A 16,336-nucleotide genomic window follows, 5' to 3' on the forward strand; every position below is an offset into this window, starting at 1 on the left:
ATGCAGGAGCGGGAAGCTCGGTATTTGGCCGTTTTCTGCTCCTTCTTTGATTTAAAGAAAAAACAAGATTTCTAGGAAAGGTAAAATATAGAAGTCCATGCAGTTTATAACCTTTATTATTATTTTTGGGATCATTGTGGTGGTCCATGAGTTCGGACACTTCTACTTTGCAAAGAAGTCCGGTATTTTGGTCAGAGAGTTCGCTATCGGTATGGGACCCAAGATTTTCTCCCATATTGGTAAGGACGGGACGGCCTACACGATTCGGATTTTACCCTTGGGGGGCTATGTGCGCATGGCCGGCTGGGGGGAAGACTCCACTGACATTAAGGTGGGAACACCGGCTAGTCTGACCTTGGATGCAGAGGGCAAGGTGGTTCGCATCAATCTCTCTGGCAAAAAGGTTGACCAGACAGCTCTGCCCATGAATGTGACCGGCTTTGACTTTGAGGATAAGCTGGAAATCACAGGTCTGGTCCTTGACGAGCTCAAGACTTATGCAGTAGATCATGATGCAACGATTGTTGAAGAAGACGGCACTGAGGTGCGGATTGCACCACTGGATGTTCAGTATCAGAATGCTAGTATCTGGGGTCGTCTTATTACCAACTTTGCTGGGCCTATGAATAACTTCATTCTGAGTGTCCTGGTATTTATGCTGCTGGCCTTTGTTCAGGGCGGCGTTCGCGATGAAAACAGCAATCATTTTCAAGTCATGGATGGTAGTGCCATAGCAGCTGCCGGGGTTCAAAATAACGACCAAATCCTTAAGATTAATGACTATAAGATTAGCAACTGGGCGGATCTAACCAGTGCTCTGGCGAAAATCACAGGTAAGAGCAAGGAAGCGCCGACCTTGTCTGTTACCTACAAACACGGCAGCGAAACGAAAGAGATTACCGTACAGCCTAAAAAAGACGGCAATCGCTATCTACTGGGGGTATCCCCAACGGTCAAGACAGGCTTTTGGGACAAGGTAGTTGGCGGTTTTACTGCAGCTTGGTCTACCACGGTTCGTATTTTGTCAGCTCTGAAAGATATCATCTTCAACTTCAATATCAACAAGCTGGGTGGTCCGGTCGCTATTTACAATTTCAGCAGTCAGGCTGCAGAGCAAGGCTTGCCAGCAGTCCTTAGCCTTTTGGCCATGCTGTCGCTCAATATCGGTATTTTCAACCTGATTCCCATTCCAGCCTTGGATGGCGGAAAAATTGTCCTCAATATTCTGGAGGCTATCCGCAGAAAACCTCTGAAAAGAGAAACGGAGACCTATGTCACTCTGTCTGGAGTGGCTATTATGGTCATCTTGATGATTGCTGTTACTTGGAACGATATTATGAAATTATTCTTCTAAGAGCTCGAAGCTCATAGAGCCATGAAAAAGAAATTATTCAATGAAAGTCAAGGAGTTTTGTTTTTATGAAACAAAGTAAAATGTTAATTCCAACCCTGCGTGAGATGCCTAGCGATGCTCAAGTTATCAGTCACGCTCTGATGCTGCGAGCTGGCTATGTCCGTCAGGTTTCAGCTGGGGTCTATTCTTATCTGCCACTGGCTAATCGCGTGATTGAAAAAGCCAAAAAAATCATGCGAGAAGAGTTTGACAAGATTGGTGCAGTGGAGATGCTGGCGCCTGCCCTGCTCAGTGCAGACCTCTGGCGCGAGTCTGGCCGTTATGAGACCTACGGTGAAGACCTCTACAAACTGAAAAATCGGGAGAAATCAGACTTTATCCTAGGGCCAACCCATGAGGAAACCTTTACGGCTATCGTCCGTGATTCGGTTAAATCCTATAAACAGCTGCCACTTAATCTCTATCAGATTCAGCCTAAATACCGCGATGAAAAGCGTCCTCGTAACGGGCTCTTACGGACGCGTGAGTTTATCATGAAAGATGCCTACAGTTTCCACGCTAACTATGACAGCTTGGATGTAGCTTATGATGAATACAAGTCTGCCTATGAGAAAATCTTTACCCGCAGCGAGCTGGATTTCAAAGCCATTATCGGCGATGGTGGTGCTATGGGGGGCAAGGACAGCCAAGAATTCATGGCTATTACGCCAGACAGGACAGATTTGAACCGCTGGGTGGTCTTGGATAAATCTGTAGCCAGCTTTGATGAAATTCCTGAGGATGTTCAGGAAGCTATTCGGACAGAATTGACCAGCTGGATGGTATCTGGTGAGGATACCATTGCCTACTCCAGTGAGTCCAGCTACGCTGCCAACCTTGAAATGGCAACGGATGAATACAAGCCTGCAGGACGTGTCGTGACTGAGGAAGAAGTAGTCCGCGTTTCAACGCCTGACTGCAAGACCATTGACGAAGTTGCTGCTTTCCTTGGGCTAGATGAAAGCCAGACAATCAAGACCTTGGTTTACATGGCTGACGAATCTCCTGTCGTAGCACTTTTGGTCGGCAATGACCAGCTTAATGAAGTCAAGCTGAAAAATCATTTGGCAGCGGATTTTTTTGATGTAGCGAGTGAAGATCAAGTTCGTCAGCTCTTGGGAGCGGGATTTGGCTCACTAGGGCCAGTCAATCTGCCAGAAGGCGTGAGAATCATCGCTGACCGTAAGGTGCAAGACCTAGCTAACGCTGTGGTTGGCGCTAACGAAGATGGTTACCACTTGACCGGTGTCAATCCAGGTCGTGACTTTACCGCTGAGTATGTGGATATCCGTGAGGTTCGTGAGGGTGAAATTTCTCCGGACGGCCAAGGTGTCCTCAAGTTTGCTCGCGGGATTGAGATTGGGCACATCTTTAAGTTGGGAACTCGCTATTCTGACAGCATGAACGCTAATGTCTTGGACGAAAATGGTCGAGCAGTACCAATGATTATGGGTTGCTACGGTATCGGTGTCAGCCGTCTCCTATCTGCTGTTATGGAGCAGCATGCCCGTCTCTTTGTCAATAAAACTCCTAAGGGCGAATTCCGCTATGCTTGGGGCATCAACTTCCCGAAAGAGCTAGCACCATTTGATGTGCACTTGATTCCGGTCAATGTCAAGGACGAGGAAGCCGTGGCGCTAACTGACCAAATTGAGGCTAACTTGCTAAGAGCTGGTTATGAGGTCTTGGTGGATGATCGCAACGAGCGCGCTGGTGTCAAGTTCAGTGACAGCGATTTGATTGGTCTCCCAATCCGTGTGACAGTTGGTAAGAAAGCTGCAGAAGGCATTGTCGAAGTCAAGATTAAGGCTACTGGCGATACCATTGAAGTCCACGCCGATAATCTGCTAGAAACCTTGTCAATTTTGACAAAATAAAACAAACTGCCAGTTTTATCTGGCAGTTTTCTTTTGCTTATTGGTCTTGAAAATGCTATAGTAGGAAAAAATAGATTGGAGGACCGATTGATGGGATTATTCGGCGGTTTATTAGGCAATGCCTCTCAGAAAGATATTGAAAAAACAGAAAGACAATTAGAGGATATTCTGACAACAACAGAGAATGTGGAACTAGCTTTTAGCCTCATTCGTGACTTAATTGTCTTTACAGATAAGCGCTTAATCTTGGTCGACAAGCAGGGAATGACTGGCAAAAAGACTTCTTATAAGTCCTTTCCATATCGCTCTATCAGTCGCTTCTCAGTGGAAACAGCCGGCCATTTTGACTTAGATGCTGAGCTGAAAATCTGGGTTTCCAGCGCTCAAGAGCCAGCAGAAGTCCTACAATTTACCAGCGACCGCAGCGTCATCGCTATCCAAAAGGCCTTAGCGGAAGCAGTGCTAAGATAGCATATTGCCCCTTTGGGATTTAAAAATAAACAGAAAAGCCTTCTGAGTATTAACTATAAAGTTAAATCACTCAGAAAGCTTTTTTTATTCTTCTTTAAGTCCTTGCCCCTTCAAAAAATCAAAGACAACATCTGGTTTATCTTGGAGTTTCCTGAAGAAAGTCTGACTACTTTCAGAGTCACTTGCTGACTGAATCAGTTGTTCTTGATCTATTTTGCTGAGGTCAAAGTCAAAAATGGCTATAGCATTTTTCTTGTCTTCAGAAATTTTAAGATGAATTTTAAGTCCTTTTAGCTTTTCTTGATTTTCAATCATGGGACTTTTCTTAAGATCTTCACTATAGGATTTCTTTAATTCTTCAACACTCATTTTTTGATTTTCTTCAGGGATAGCCTGGCTGGAAATGAGCTGGAAAGATAGGATCTTGTCTTTAGTATAGAAAAGTTTGACTGAATTAGTATAATACTCATCGATTTTTTTAGAAAAAGTTTTCGTCTGTGTCTTTTCTTCTTTGGTTTTACTTTGGCTCTGACTTTGCTTGGGTGTATTTTCTTGTTTATGCTGACTGGTTGTGCTACAAGCAGTTAGAGTCAGTAGACAGATGCTAGCTAGTAAGATTTTCTTCACAGTTAAGACTCCTTTAGGTAAATGTTCTGTTCTATTATATCATAACTTAGCTCCAGGAAGAATGTCTTAATAATTGTGTAGGAGCCGCGCTTTACCCTATTCTTTTTCTGTCGAAAAAAGTGCTGATTTATGGTAAAATAAGGTCACTACTGTACGAGGAAATGTCATGTCAAACAAGTTTGAAATTTTAATGCATCAGCTGGATATGCCACTGGAAATGAGAAATTCAGAGGCCTTTTTGAATGCAGAAATTGAGAAGGTTCTGGTCCACAAGGTCAGTCGGGTCTGGGAGTTTCATTTTTCTTTTGCGAATATTCTGCCCATTGAGATTTTTCGGGAATTGCAGAAGCGCTTAGCTCAAGAGTTTTCTAAGACGGGCAATCAGGCTGTTTTTCAAATTCACTGTCAGGCTCCTCAGATATCGGATGACCTCTTGCAGGCTTATTACCAGCTGGCCTTTGAGGAAGGTCCATGTGCCAGTCATGGCTTCAAGAGCCTGTATCAGGATTTGCGGGTTCATTTGGATGGGGACAAGCTGCTGATTGAGGGGGCTTCGACCATTGATACGGAGCATTTTCGCAAGAATCACCTGCCCAATCTCAGCCAGCAGCTGGTCAAGTACGGCTTTCCTCAGCTGACCTGTCTGGTTCAGCACAGCGATGAGCTGACCCAGCAGCAAGCGGAGAATTTCCAGGCGAAGAATGACAAGATTGTCCAGGCGGCCAATGAAGAAGCGCTCAAAGCCATGGAATCCCTGCAGCAGATGGCACCACCGCCAGAGGAAAAGCCAGCCTATGACTTCCAAGCTCGCAAGGCTGCGGCTAAACCAAAGCTGGACAAGGCAGAGATTACCCCTATGATTGAAGTTCAGACTGAGGAAAATCGTCTGGTCTTTGAGGGAATGGTCTTTGACCTGGAGCAGAAGGTCACTCGAACTGGCCGAGTCTTGCTCAATTTCAAGATGACAGACTACACTTCCAGCTTCTCCTTGCAGAAATGGATGAAAAACGAAGAAGAAGCCAAGAAGTTTGACATGATTAAGAAAGGTGCCTGGCTGCGCGTGCGGGGAAATGTGGAGATGAACAATTTCACCCGCGACCTGACCATGAATGTTCAGGATGTGCAGGCTGTTACCCACTATGAGCGCAAGGATTTGATGCCTGAGGGCCAGAAGCGGGTTGAATTTCACGCCCATACCAATATGTCTACTATGGATGCCCTGCCTGAGGTCGAGGAAATCGTTGCAACGGCAGCCAAATGGGGCCACAAGGCTGTCGCCATTACTGACCATGGCAATGTGCAGAGCTTTCCCCATGGCTACAAGGCTGCTAAGAAGGCTGGTATTCAGCTGATTTACGGCATGGAAGCCAATATTGTAGAAGACCGGGTACCCATCGTCTACAATGAAGTGGACATGGAGCTGAGCAATGCGACCTATGTAGTCTTTGACGTCGAAACAACAGGACTTTCAGCGGTTTACAATGACTTGATTCAGGTTGCTGCCAGCAAGATGCACAAGGGCAATATCATCGCTGAGTTTGATGAGTTTATCAATCCTGGGCATCCTCTTTCGGCTTTTACGACGGATCTGACCGGGATTACAGATGAGCATGTCCGCAATGCCAAACCGCTAGAGCAAGTTCTGAAAGAGTTTCAGGAATTTTGCCAGGACAGCATCCTCGTTGCCCATAATGCTACTTTTGACGTGGGCTTTATGAATGTCAACTATGAGCGTTATGGCCTGCCGAAAATCACTCAGCCAGTCATTGACACGCTGGAATTTGCCCGCAACCTCTATCCAGAGTACAAGCGGCATGGTTTGGGGCCTTTGACCAAGCGTTTCCAGATTGCTCTGGAGCACCACCACATGGCCAACTATGACGCGGAAGCAACGGGCCGCCTCCTCTTTATCTTTATCAAGGATGTGGCCGAAAAGCATGGCGTGACCAATCTCAAGGATTTGAATACGGATCTGGTCGATGAGAATTCCTACAAGAAGGCTCGGGTCAAGCATGCGACCATTTATGTGAAAAATCAGACGGGACTAAAGAATATTTTCAAGTTAGTCAGTCTGTCTAATACCAAGTATTTTGAAGGTGTCCCGCGGATTCCACGGACCGTGCTGGATGCCCATCGTGAAGGCTTGATTCTGGGCTCAGCCTGTTCAGAAGGCGAAGTCTATGATGCCGTTGTCTCTCAGGGGGTGGATGCGGCTGTCGAAGTAGCCAAGTATTATGACTTTATCGAGGTTATGCCGCCGGCTATCTATGAGCCACTGATTGCCAAGGAGCAAATCAAGGACCAGGAAGAACTGCAGACCATTATTCGCAATCTGATTGAGGTCGGAGATCGCTTGGGCAAGCCTGTCCTTGCGACGGGGAACGTCCACTATATCGAGCCGGAAGAAGAAATCTATCGTGAGATTATAGTCCGTAGTCTTGGTCAGGGAGCCATGATTAACCGGACTATTGGCCACGGCGAAAATGCCCAGCCGGCGCCGCTTCCTAAGGCTCACTTCCGGACCACTAATGAGATGCTGGACGAATTTGCCTTCCTAGGCGAGGATTTGGCTAAGAAGCTGATCATCACCAATCCGAATCAGCTGGCGGAGACCTTTGAGCCGGTAGAGGTGGTCAAGGGCGACCTCTATACACCTTTCATTGACAAGGCTGAGGAGACAGTTGCCGAGCTGACCTATCAAAAAGCTTTTGAGATTTATGGCAATCCGCTGCCAGATATCGTGGACTTGCGGATCGAAAAAGAATTGACCTCCATCTTGGGTAATGGTTTTGCCGTGATTTATCTGGCTTCGCAGATGCTGGTGCAGCGCTCCAATGAGCGGGGCTATCTGGTAGGCTCGCGGGGGTCAGTCGGATCCAGCTTTGTCGCGACCATGATTGGAATTACCGAGGTTAATCCTCTGTCGCCCCACTATGTCTGTGGCAAATGCCAATACAGCGAGTTCATTACGGATGGATCCTATGGTTCTGGCTTTGATATGCCGGATAAGGACTGTCCAGAGTGCGGCCACAAGCTGAGTAAGAACGGTCAGGACATTCCATTTGAGACCTTCCTTGGATTTGACGGGGACAAGGTACCCGATATTGACTTGAACTTCTCCGGAGAGGATCAGCCGAGCGCCCATTTGGACGTGCGGGATATCTTTGGTGCGGAGTATGCCTTTCGGGCTGGAACCGTTGGTACCGTTGCGGCTAAGACGGCCTATGGATTTGTCAAGGGCTATGAGCGCGACTACGGGAAGTTCTATCGGGACGCCGAAGTTGAGCGTCTGGCGCAGGGAGCTGCCGGAGTCAAGCGGACGACTGGACAACACCCGGGCGGAATCGTTGTTATCCCTAACTACATGGATGTTTATGACTTTACACCGGTCCAATATCCAGCAGATGATGTGACAGCTGAGTGGCAGACCACCCACTTTAACTTCCACGATATTGATGAAAATGTCCTCAAGCTAGACGTTCTGGGACACGATGATCCGACCATGATTCGGAAGCTTCAGGACTTGTCTGGCATTGATCCAAATGACATTCATATGGATGATGCTGGCGTCATGGCCCTCTTTTCTGGAACAGATATTCTGGGTGTGACTCAGGAGCAAATCGGCACGCCGACTGGTATGCTGGGGATTCCAGAGTTTGGGACTAACTTTGTACGGGGCATGGTTGACGAGACCCATCCGACGACTTTTGCTGAGCTCTTGCAGCTATCTGGTCTCTCCCATGGTACGGACGTTTGGCTGGGCAATGCTCAGGACTTGATCAAGCAAGGGATTGCTGACCTATCCACCGTTATCGGCTGTCGGGACGACATCATGGTTTACCTCATGCACAAGGGCTTGGATCCGAAGATGGCCTTTACAATCATGGAGCGCGTGCGGAAGGGCCTTTGGCTAAAGATTTCTGAAGAAGAGCGCAATAGCTACATCGCAGCTATGAAGGAAAACAATGTGCCAGAATGGTACATTGAGTCCTGTGGAAAGATCAAGTATATGTTCCCCAAGGCCCATGCGGCAGCCTATGTTATGATGGCTCTGCGGGTGGCCTACTTCAAGGTGCATCATCCGATTTATTACTACTGTGCCTACTTCTCCATTCGGGCTAAGGCCTTTGATATCAAGACCATGAGTGGCGGACTTGATGCCGTCAAGCGCCGGATGGATGAAATCGCTGAAAAGCGTAAGAACAACGAAGCCTCCAATGTAGAAATTGACCTTTATACGACCTTGGAAATCGTCAATGAAATGCTGGAGCGGGGCTTCAAATTCGGAAAGCTAGATCTCTACAAGAGCCATGCGACCGAGTTTCTCATCGAAGGAGATACGCTTATTCCTCCTTTCTCTGCCATGGACGGTCTGGGTGACAACGTTGCCCGCCAAGTGGTCAGAGCGCGGGAAGAAGGCGAATTCCTCTCTAAGACAGAGCTCCGCAAACGTGGCGGCCTCTCTAGCACCCTAGTTGAAAAAATGGACGACATGGGAATTCTGGGCAATATGCCTGAGGATAACCAGTTGAGTTTGTTTGATGATTTGTTTTAAGAAGGATGTTCATGGAAAATATTACAGAACAATTTAATGCGGTTGCTTTAGAATATGATTGGGTAACCACTCTTTTGGAAGGCAAGCCCGATTATCTACTGGATAATTTGCCTGACCGTAGAGTTTCCGCTTTGGATATTGGTTGTGGCGGAGGGAATACCTGCATTTTTCTGTCTTCATATTTTCAACATGTGACAGGAATAGATCTTTCTGCGGATTTTCTGCAGATAGCAAAAGATAAAGTAGAAAAAGAAGATTTACAGAATGTAGAATTACTGCAGGATGATTTTTTAACCGCTGTTTTTGAGAAACAATTTGATTTTATTTTCAGTCGAACGACATTTCATCATTTGGACATCCCTGAAGCTTTGGAAAAATGTAAGAAATTATTAAAGCCAGGTGGTATCCTGTTTGTTATGGACAATGTATCAGAAAAGCCCACTCCTTCAACTTGGATCTATATTGTAGGCGCCTATTTAGATTTTCCTCGACATTGGAAAAGATTTGGTTTGAAAAATGCCAGAAGAATCTTCAAACATAGCACCTCCAAATCTTGGCTCAATCATTTAGCAACAGATCGGTACCTTTCTAAAAAGGAATATGAAGAAATGTATGGAAAGCGACTGCCAGATTGTAATTTCAGTCAAAATGGCTGGAATATGAAAGTCATCTGGCAAAAAACAGTATATGATTAGCAAAGAAAGGACTTGCTCATGAAGCTTACCATTTCCGCTCAGGATAAGCCAGCGCAAAAAGTGTTGGATTACCAGCTGGATCTTGATCCAGATACAATTTTGAAAATGACCGCTTTGATTTGCGGCACTGTGGCAGCGGTTAGCCTGCTGTCCTTGTTTAAAGAGAAATAACAAAAGAAAAGGAGAAGCAGAATGGTTCTGCCAAATTTTAAAGAAAACTTAGAAAAATACGCTAAATTATTGGTTGCCAATGGTATCAATGTGCAGCCGGGTCACACAGTGGCGCTCAATATTGATGTGGAGCAGCGTGAGCTGGCTCACTTGATTGTCAAGGAAGCCTATGCTCTGGGAGCTCATGAAGTTATCGTCCAGTGGGCGGATGATTTGAGTACGCGGGAGAAATTTCTCCATGCGCCAATGGAGCGCTTGGACAATGTTCCAGACTATAAGGTGGCTGAGATGAACTACCTTCTTGAAAAGAAAGCTAGTCGCTTGGGCGTTCGTTCATCTGACCCAGGGGCTTTGAACGGCGTGGATGCTGAGAAATTATCAGCTTCTGCTAAGGCTATGGGCATAGCCATGAAACCGATGCGGATCGCAACCCAATCCAATAAAGTCAGCTGGACAGTCGCTGCAGCAGCTGGTACAGAGTGGGCTAAGAAGGTCTTTCCAAATGCAGCCAGCGATGAGGAAGCGGTAGACTTGCTTTGGGATCAGATTTTCAAAACCTGCCGTGTCTATGAGGATGACCCAGTAGCCGCTTGGAAAGCTCATGAAGAAAGACTCAGCTCAAAGGCTAAAGTTTTGAATGAAGAGCAATTCATTGCTCTGCACTACACAGCTCCTGGAACAGACTTGACATTGGGCTTGCCCAAGAACCATCACTGGGAGTCAGCTGGCAGTCTTAATGCCCAGGGCGAATATTTCATTGCTAACATGCCGACAGAAGAGGTCTTTACAGCACCGGACTTCCGTCGGGCCGATGGTTATGTGACCAGCACCAAGCCTCTCAGCTACAATGGCAACATCATCGAAGGCATCAAGGTGACCTTCAAGGATGGCCAGATTGTGGACATTACTGCAGAAAAGGGTGACCAGGTTATGAAGGATCTTGTCTTTGAAAATGCGGGTGCGCGTGCTTTAGGTGAGTGTGCCTTGGTGCCAGATCCAAGCCCGATTTCCCAGTCAGGCATCACCTTCTTCAATACACTTTTTGATGAAAATGCTTCTAACCATTTGGCTATTGGTGCAGCATATGCGACTAGTGTAGTCGGGGGAGAGAATTTATCTGAGGAAGAGTTGGAGGTGGCAGGTCTCAACCGCTCGGATGTCCATGTGGACTTTATGATTGGCTCAAATCAGATGGATATTGATGGTATCCGTAAAGATGGCAGCCGTGTAGCTATCTTCCGAAATGGAGACTGGGCAATTTAAGATTTTGAGCTGCCCTAAATGGCGCATTCCATAATGACAGCTTCCACTTGCTTCTTGAGAAGCCTTGCTAGAAATATAGAAAGAAGGGGAATATATGATTGGTAGTATGTTTGTCGGTTTTATCATCGGCCTTATCGCCGGGGCTATTACCAGCCGTGGGGAGCGCATGGGCTGTATCGGAAAAATCCTCTTGGGTTGGTTTGGTTCCTTGATTGGTCAATTTCTTTTTGGCCATTGGGGACCAATGCTTGCTGATACAGCTATTGTTCCATCAGTGCTAGGAGCAGTTATCCTCTTGGCTATTTTCTGGAGACGGGATAGTTAGAATAGAAAAATACCTAGATAGAAACTATCTAGGTATTTTTGATAATGATATGCAAGTTATTTACTCAATCACCAACATGCCGTCTTTGACTGCAAATGGGTCTTTTTCATTGATGCGGTCGTAGAACATGATGCCGTTGATATGGTCGATTTCATGCTGAACAACAATGGCGTTATAGCCCTTGAGCTTGATACGATGCTTTTGACCGTCCTTGTCAAAGTAATCCACGGTGACTCGCGCATGCCGAACTACGTAGCCCGGTACTTCTCGATCGACTGACAGGCAGCCTTCACCATCAGCTAAGGCTGCATCCTGAACGGAATGGGCTACAATCTTAGGATTGTACATCAGCGTTTGCAGACTATAAGCTTCCTTAGGCGGATTGCCCTCTTCGTCCTCAGGGTTGGGAACTAAAACAGCGATGAGCCGTTTGGAAATATCCAGCTGGGGAGCAGCTAGACCAACACCGCCGCGAAGCCCCATTTTTTCTGCCATGATTGGATCCTGGGAATGCTTGAGAAATTGCATCATCTTCTCGCCCAGAATGATTTCCTGGTTTGATAGAGGGAAGCTGACTTCCTCAGCGATAGCGCGCAGGATCGGATTGCCCTCGCGGATAATGTCCTTCATATCAATTAAATGGGCTGGTTTGGTTAATCGTTCAATAACAGATGTTTTTTCACTCACAGACATGATTCTCTCCTTTTTCTACCCTTCATCATAACATAAAACCTGCAAGAAATAAAGGCGGGAGCGGTTTTGACTGGCTGGCGGTGCCTGATTTTGAATGGAGCGACAGCGACCCATAATATTCCTGACAAAGAAATTGCGTCTTGACCCAAAAAACTGTATGATAGAGGTAGTGTGAATTTTAAAGGAAAATAGAATGAAAAAATTGATGGAAAAGGTGAGCATCCTCTCACTTTCTTTGATTCTGACGACGGCTTTCTCGATTTCCAGTGCCCAGTCGGCCATGTTTGCTTTTTATAAAGGGATTCCAGAAAGTTGGGTAGAACTTCTGGTTTCTTTGCCTTCGGCTGGGATTATGCTCATGTTGCTGTTTAATAGGGTCATTGAAAAATACCTGACAGAGCGCCAGATGATTGTGAGCGGGCTTCTGATTTTTTCACTTTGCGGGCTTCTTCCTCTTCTTAATCAGTCTTACTGGCTGATGTTTGCGTCTCGGCTTGTCTTTGGGATGGGGCTTGGCATGCTCAATGCCAAGGCAATTTCGATTGTTAGCGAGCGCTACAAGGGACAGGAGCGCGTACATCTTTTAGGACTGCGAGGCTCAGCAGAAGTAGTCGGGACAGCCCTCTTGACATTTGGTGTCAGTCGGCTTCTTCCTCTCGGCTGGCCAGCTGCCTTTCTCGTCTATACCTTTGGACTGGTAGTTTTGGCGCTCTATCTGCTTTTTGTTCCTTATGACAAGGTCTTTGCAAAGCAGCAAGAACAGTCTGAATCGACTCCTAAGCTTAGCCGCCAGGATTGGCAGCTGAGTCTAACTTTTGCCTTTGTGGCGGGGGTTATTGTACTGACTTATATTGCTATCAATGTGCGCGTGCCAGGGATTGTAGAGAAGTCTGGTATGGGGACAGCCCAAACTGCAGGCGTGATTCTTTCCTTGATGCAGTTGATTGGGATTGCGGCGGGTATCAGCTTTGCTAGTTTGACCCGTCTTTTTAGAGATAAACTGCTGATGCTTTCTGGTCTGGTTTTTGGCCTGACTCAGATTATCATTGGCTTCTCACCAAATCTCTTGTCACTCAGCATGGCTACTATTAGCGCCGGTTTTGTCTATAGTGTTGGTTTGACGACTATCTTCTATACTCTTTCCGAGCGCATTTCCAGCCACCTACTCAATCAAGCCACTTCTATCGTGATTTTAGGCTGCAGTATTGGAGCAACGGCCACTACATTTGTCCTCAGTTTCATTGGGAGATTCTCTAACGCCCCAGCCTTTATCTTCAGCGTTTTGGGGCTGGCTATGATTCTGACCTCGCTCTTTGTTCTACGATTTAGCAAAGAAAAGAGCGGAATGGCTTCAGAAAGTTAGGAGGTTATACGATGCGTCTGGATAAATTTTTAGCAGAAAATGGTCTGGGTTCACGAGCCCAGGTTAAGCAGCTCCTAAAGAAAGGGTTAGTTTTGGTCAATGGCAGAGCAGAGAAATTACCTAAGACTCAGATTGATGAGACAGCAGATGAGATTATTGTTTCTGGCCAAAGGTTGACCTATGAAAAATTCGTCTACTACCTTCTCAACAAGCCGCAGGGAGTCATTTCGGCAACAGAGGATGGCCGTCATAAGACGGTTCTGGACTTGCTGGACGAGACTGCCCGTCAGAAAGAAGTTTTTCCTGTCGGCCGCTTGGATATTGATACCCACGGCCTGCTCCTTCTGACCAATAATGGCAAGCTAGCCCATGCCATGCTGTCACCCAAAAAGCACGTAGAAAAAATCTACCGAGCTCAAGTGACAGGCCTGATGAACCAAGCAGATGTAGAGCGATTTGCTGAAGGAATAGAACTGAAAGACTTTACCTGTCAGCCAGCTCAGCTCAAGATTTTAGAGCTGGACGAAGAAAAAGAGACTTCTCTCGTAGAAATTACCCTAGCTGAGGGCAAGTTCCACCAGGTCAAGCGCATGGTGGCTGCCTGCGGAAAAGAAGTGACAGATCTTCAGCGCCTCACGATGGGCCCCCTACAATTGGATCCCGCACTTGCACTTGGAGAATGGCGGAGGCTGACCGAGGTAGAAATGCAGTCTTTGGCAATCTTCGGCGTTGAATTGTAAATCGAAAATCCTTCATTCTTCAAACGAGAGAGATAAAACAGAATCATTTGACAAAGGTAGTCCTTCTTGGTAGAATAAGTATGTCGTAAAGACAAATAACTTCTTCTTGGTTGCAGGCCATGCCAAACCTGTCACTCGGATGAAGCGTAAAGAAAAGGAGTATATCATGGCAATCTCAAAAGAGAAAAAAAATGAAATCATTGCACAATATGCACGTCACGAAGGTGACACTGGTTCAGTAGAGGTACAAGTTGCTGTCCTAACTTGGGAAATCAACCACCTCAACGACCACATCAAACAACACAAAAAAGACCACGCTACTTACCGTGGATTGATGAAGAAAATCGGTCGCCGTCGTAACCTCTTGGCTTACCTTCGTAAGAACGACGTTAACCGTTACCGTGAGTTGATTAACTCTCTTGGACTTCGTCGCTAATCTTGCGCCTAAAACGTTTCTATACTTCGTTGACTTCGCCTCATCGCCTAGTTTATAAACGTTTTATCCAGCAAGAATCATGATGCTAAGGGCGTCAAAAATCCGTATGAAAATGGGGAAACGACACCGTGTTAGATGAACACAAGGAGTTTCATCTTTTTCGCTAGGATTTTAGCCCGAGCTCAAATTGGCTCTCTGACTTCAGGGAGCTTTTTTCTGTTCTTTCACCTTACCTCGATATACTCAAGTATTATCTTATACTCAAGTATTATCTTCGGTTATGGTTTCTAGCACTGTAAGGTAAAATAAACCAGATTTTCTCTCTTAGGGGAGTTTTTTCTTTTTCTCTAGGATTGTAACCTAATCTCAAATCAGTTTTCAGGGTTTTGGAGTACGATTATTCGTCTTTCCCCTAAATTCATTTTAAGCTCTTCAAATATCATTTCCTAGTCTAATTCTTCTAATTTCTCCAAACAAAAAGCTCTTCTATGATTTTAGAAGAACTTTTTCTATCAGCAACTTTACTCTTTCAAGAATTTTTGGATTGCAGGAGCGGCTGTGATAGCAAATCTTTCGTCAATACGATGCTCTCCACCTTCTACTGTGACCAGCTCTGCATTTGGAATGGTCTGACTTGCTTCGACAGCATACTGATAGGGCACGACTGCGTCATCGGTACCATGGATAATGAGGGTCGGAGCTGTGATTTTGGTCTGTTCGGCTTGGATGTCAATGTCTAAGGCATCGATTAGATAAATCTTGCCCAGAGTAGTATTGTGGTGTGTCAGGCTATCAGGAAGTTGGTCGAAGTCAGGACTCCCTAGCTCACGATAGGTCTCTTTGGCATCATCGAAAAGAACGAAAGCTGGAAAGATGAGCAGGAGTTTGTGCACGCGGTCCGGATAAGCAGCAGCATAAAGACTGGCAACAACGCCGCCTTGACTGGCACCGAATAAGCTCATTTTGCTTTTATCTACAAAGGCCTCGGAACGAAGCTTTTCCATGACTTGAGTCAAGTCTGTGAGTTCGGTCTTGACCGACATATTCAGCATATCTTGTCCACCGCTTTTCGATTGGCGGCTACCACCGTAAAAATCAAAGCTGTAAACCAGATAACCTTGCTTTGCCAGCAGCTGGCTGTACATTTCATATTGCTCAAGGGTGTTGTTCAATCCATGTGCGATAACAATAGTCGGCAATTTTTTACTCTTGTAGTCAGAAGGAGCAGTAATCTTTCCGTAGAGTTGCTTGTCATCGTATGAAATACTGTACTCTTCGGATACGATGTTTTCTGTCGGAGTCGCTTGCTTGTCGCTCTTCTCGCTAGAAGCTGTCTGTGTGGTTTCTGGCTTAGGATGAGTAGGATTGGCTCTGTTTTGAGAATGCCAGAAGAAAAGACCTAGTCCAGCCAAGCACAAGGCTGCTAAGAAAGCCCCAATATACTTCATAGTTCTCTCCTTTCAGTATTTGTAGTATTATAGCGGAAACGAATGTATTTTACAAGGAGAGAGATTTCTTGTTTTTGATTTTTCTGGATTTCATACAAGAAAATCCAATTCAGTCATCTAAGCGAGATTCTGATAACCTTGAATTTTTTAGAAAATCTTGCTAGACTGTAACTACTAAGATAAAAACACAGTTCTGGTTGGTAGTCCAGACGCAAAAAATCTATTTTTTGTCAGTAACCTTCCTCCTTGGTTGTCCATTCTTAGGGATCTTTTAAAGGA

Annotated in this window: 14 protein-coding genes; 11 read left to right on the forward strand and 3 right to left on the reverse strand. The window is 45.8% G+C overall.

What is annotated here, in order from left to right; genetic code table 11:
- Positions 1-97: 97 nt before the first annotated feature.
- The 3 genes from rseP (at position 98) to K1I80_RS06775 (ending at position 3,741) form a co-directional block, all read left to right on the forward strand.
- A complete protein-coding gene (gene rseP, locus K1I80_RS06765) occupies positions 98-1,354 on the forward strand; it encodes an RIP metalloprotease RseP (RefSeq protein ID WP_223313797.1) in 1,257 nt (418 codons plus the stop codon).
- Between the two features lie 65 nt (positions 1,355-1,419).
- On the forward strand, positions 1,420-3,270 hold the full coding sequence (locus tag K1I80_RS06770) for a proline--tRNA ligase (RefSeq protein ID WP_223313798.1): 1,851 nt from the start codon (positions 1,420-1,422) through the stop codon (positions 3,268-3,270).
- A gap of 90 nt (positions 3,271-3,360) precedes the next feature.
- The gene (locus tag K1I80_RS06775) at positions 3,361-3,741 is read left to right on the forward strand and encodes a PH domain-containing protein (protein WP_032916189.1); all 381 of its coding nucleotides are present in this window, start codon (positions 3,361-3,363) and stop codon (positions 3,739-3,741) included.
- An 84-nt stretch (positions 3,742-3,825) separates the two neighbouring features.
- Here K1I80_RS06775 and K1I80_RS12095 read toward each other — a convergent pair whose 3' ends face one another.
- On the reverse strand, positions 3,826-4,368 hold the full coding sequence (locus tag K1I80_RS12095; RefSeq protein WP_317628161.1) for a DUF1307 domain-containing protein: 543 nt from the start codon (positions 4,366-4,368) through the stop codon (positions 3,826-3,828).
- A 166-nt stretch (positions 4,369-4,534) separates the two neighbouring features.
- On the opposite strand from K1I80_RS12095, the gene K1I80_RS06785 reads away from it, so the two are divergent.
- The 5 genes from K1I80_RS06785 (at position 4,535) to K1I80_RS06805 (ending at position 11,377) form a co-directional block, all read left to right on the forward strand.
- Positions 4,535-8,923 carry a PolC-type DNA polymerase III gene (locus K1I80_RS06785; protein ID WP_223313800.1) on the forward strand — a complete coding sequence of 1,463 codons (4,389 nt, stop codon included), beginning with the start codon at positions 4,535-4,537 and terminating at the stop codon, positions 8,921-8,923.
- A gap of 11 nt (positions 8,924-8,934) precedes the next feature.
- On the forward strand, positions 8,935-9,618 hold the full coding sequence (locus tag K1I80_RS06790) for a class I SAM-dependent methyltransferase (protein ID WP_223313801.1): 684 nt from the start codon (positions 8,935-8,937) through the stop codon (positions 9,616-9,618).
- A gap of 18 nt (positions 9,619-9,636) precedes the next feature.
- Positions 9,637-9,789, forward strand: coding sequence for a hypothetical protein (locus tag K1I80_RS06795; RefSeq protein ID WP_049552879.1), 153 nt, complete (start codon positions 9,637-9,639; stop codon positions 9,787-9,789).
- Positions 9,790-9,810: 21 nt separating this feature from the next.
- Positions 9,811-11,052, forward strand: a complete 1,242-nt coding sequence (locus tag K1I80_RS06800; protein ID WP_223313802.1) for an aminopeptidase — start codon at positions 9,811-9,813, stop codon at positions 11,050-11,052.
- Between the two features lie 94 nt (positions 11,053-11,146).
- Positions 11,147-11,377 carry a GlsB/YeaQ/YmgE family stress response membrane protein gene (locus K1I80_RS06805; RefSeq protein WP_002893807.1) on the forward strand — a complete coding sequence of 77 codons (231 nt, stop codon included), beginning with the start codon at positions 11,147-11,149 and terminating at the stop codon, positions 11,375-11,377.
- Between the two features lie 60 nt (positions 11,378-11,437).
- Here the strand turns inward: K1I80_RS06805 and def are convergent, their stop codons facing one another.
- Positions 11,438-12,070, reverse strand: coding sequence for a peptide deformylase (gene def / locus K1I80_RS06810; RefSeq protein WP_223313803.1), 633 nt, complete (start codon positions 12,068-12,070; stop codon positions 11,438-11,440).
- Between the two features lie 193 nt (positions 12,071-12,263).
- On the opposite strand from def, the gene K1I80_RS06815 reads away from it, so the two are divergent.
- The 3 genes from K1I80_RS06815 (at position 12,264) to rpsO (ending at position 14,609) form a co-directional block, all read left to right on the forward strand.
- Positions 12,264-13,433 (forward strand): MFS transporter, encoded by a 1,170-nt coding sequence (locus K1I80_RS06815; RefSeq protein ID WP_223313804.1) that lies wholly within the window; start codon positions 12,264-12,266, stop codon positions 13,431-13,433.
- 11 nt (positions 13,434-13,444) lie between these two features.
- The gene (locus K1I80_RS06820) at positions 13,445-14,173 is read left to right on the forward strand and encodes a pseudouridine synthase (protein ID WP_223313805.1); all 729 of its coding nucleotides are present in this window, start codon (positions 13,445-13,447) and stop codon (positions 14,171-14,173) included.
- Positions 14,174-14,339: 166 nt separating this feature from the next.
- A complete protein-coding gene (gene rpsO / locus K1I80_RS06825) occupies positions 14,340-14,609 on the forward strand; it encodes a 30S ribosomal protein S15 (RefSeq protein ID WP_004193424.1) in 270 nt (89 codons plus the stop codon).
- 521 nt (positions 14,610-15,130) lie between these two features.
- Here rpsO and K1I80_RS06830 read toward each other — a convergent pair.
- Complete coding sequence (locus K1I80_RS06830) at positions 15,131-16,057, reverse strand: alpha/beta hydrolase family protein (protein ID WP_223313806.1); 927 nt, start codon at positions 16,055-16,057, stop codon at positions 15,131-15,133.
- Positions 16,058-16,336: the final 279 nt, after the last annotated feature.

Source organism: Streptococcus sanguinis, from assembly GCF_019929225.1.
GTDB classification, from domain to species: Bacteria; Bacillota; Bacilli; order Lactobacillales; family Streptococcaceae; genus Streptococcus; species Streptococcus sanguinis_J.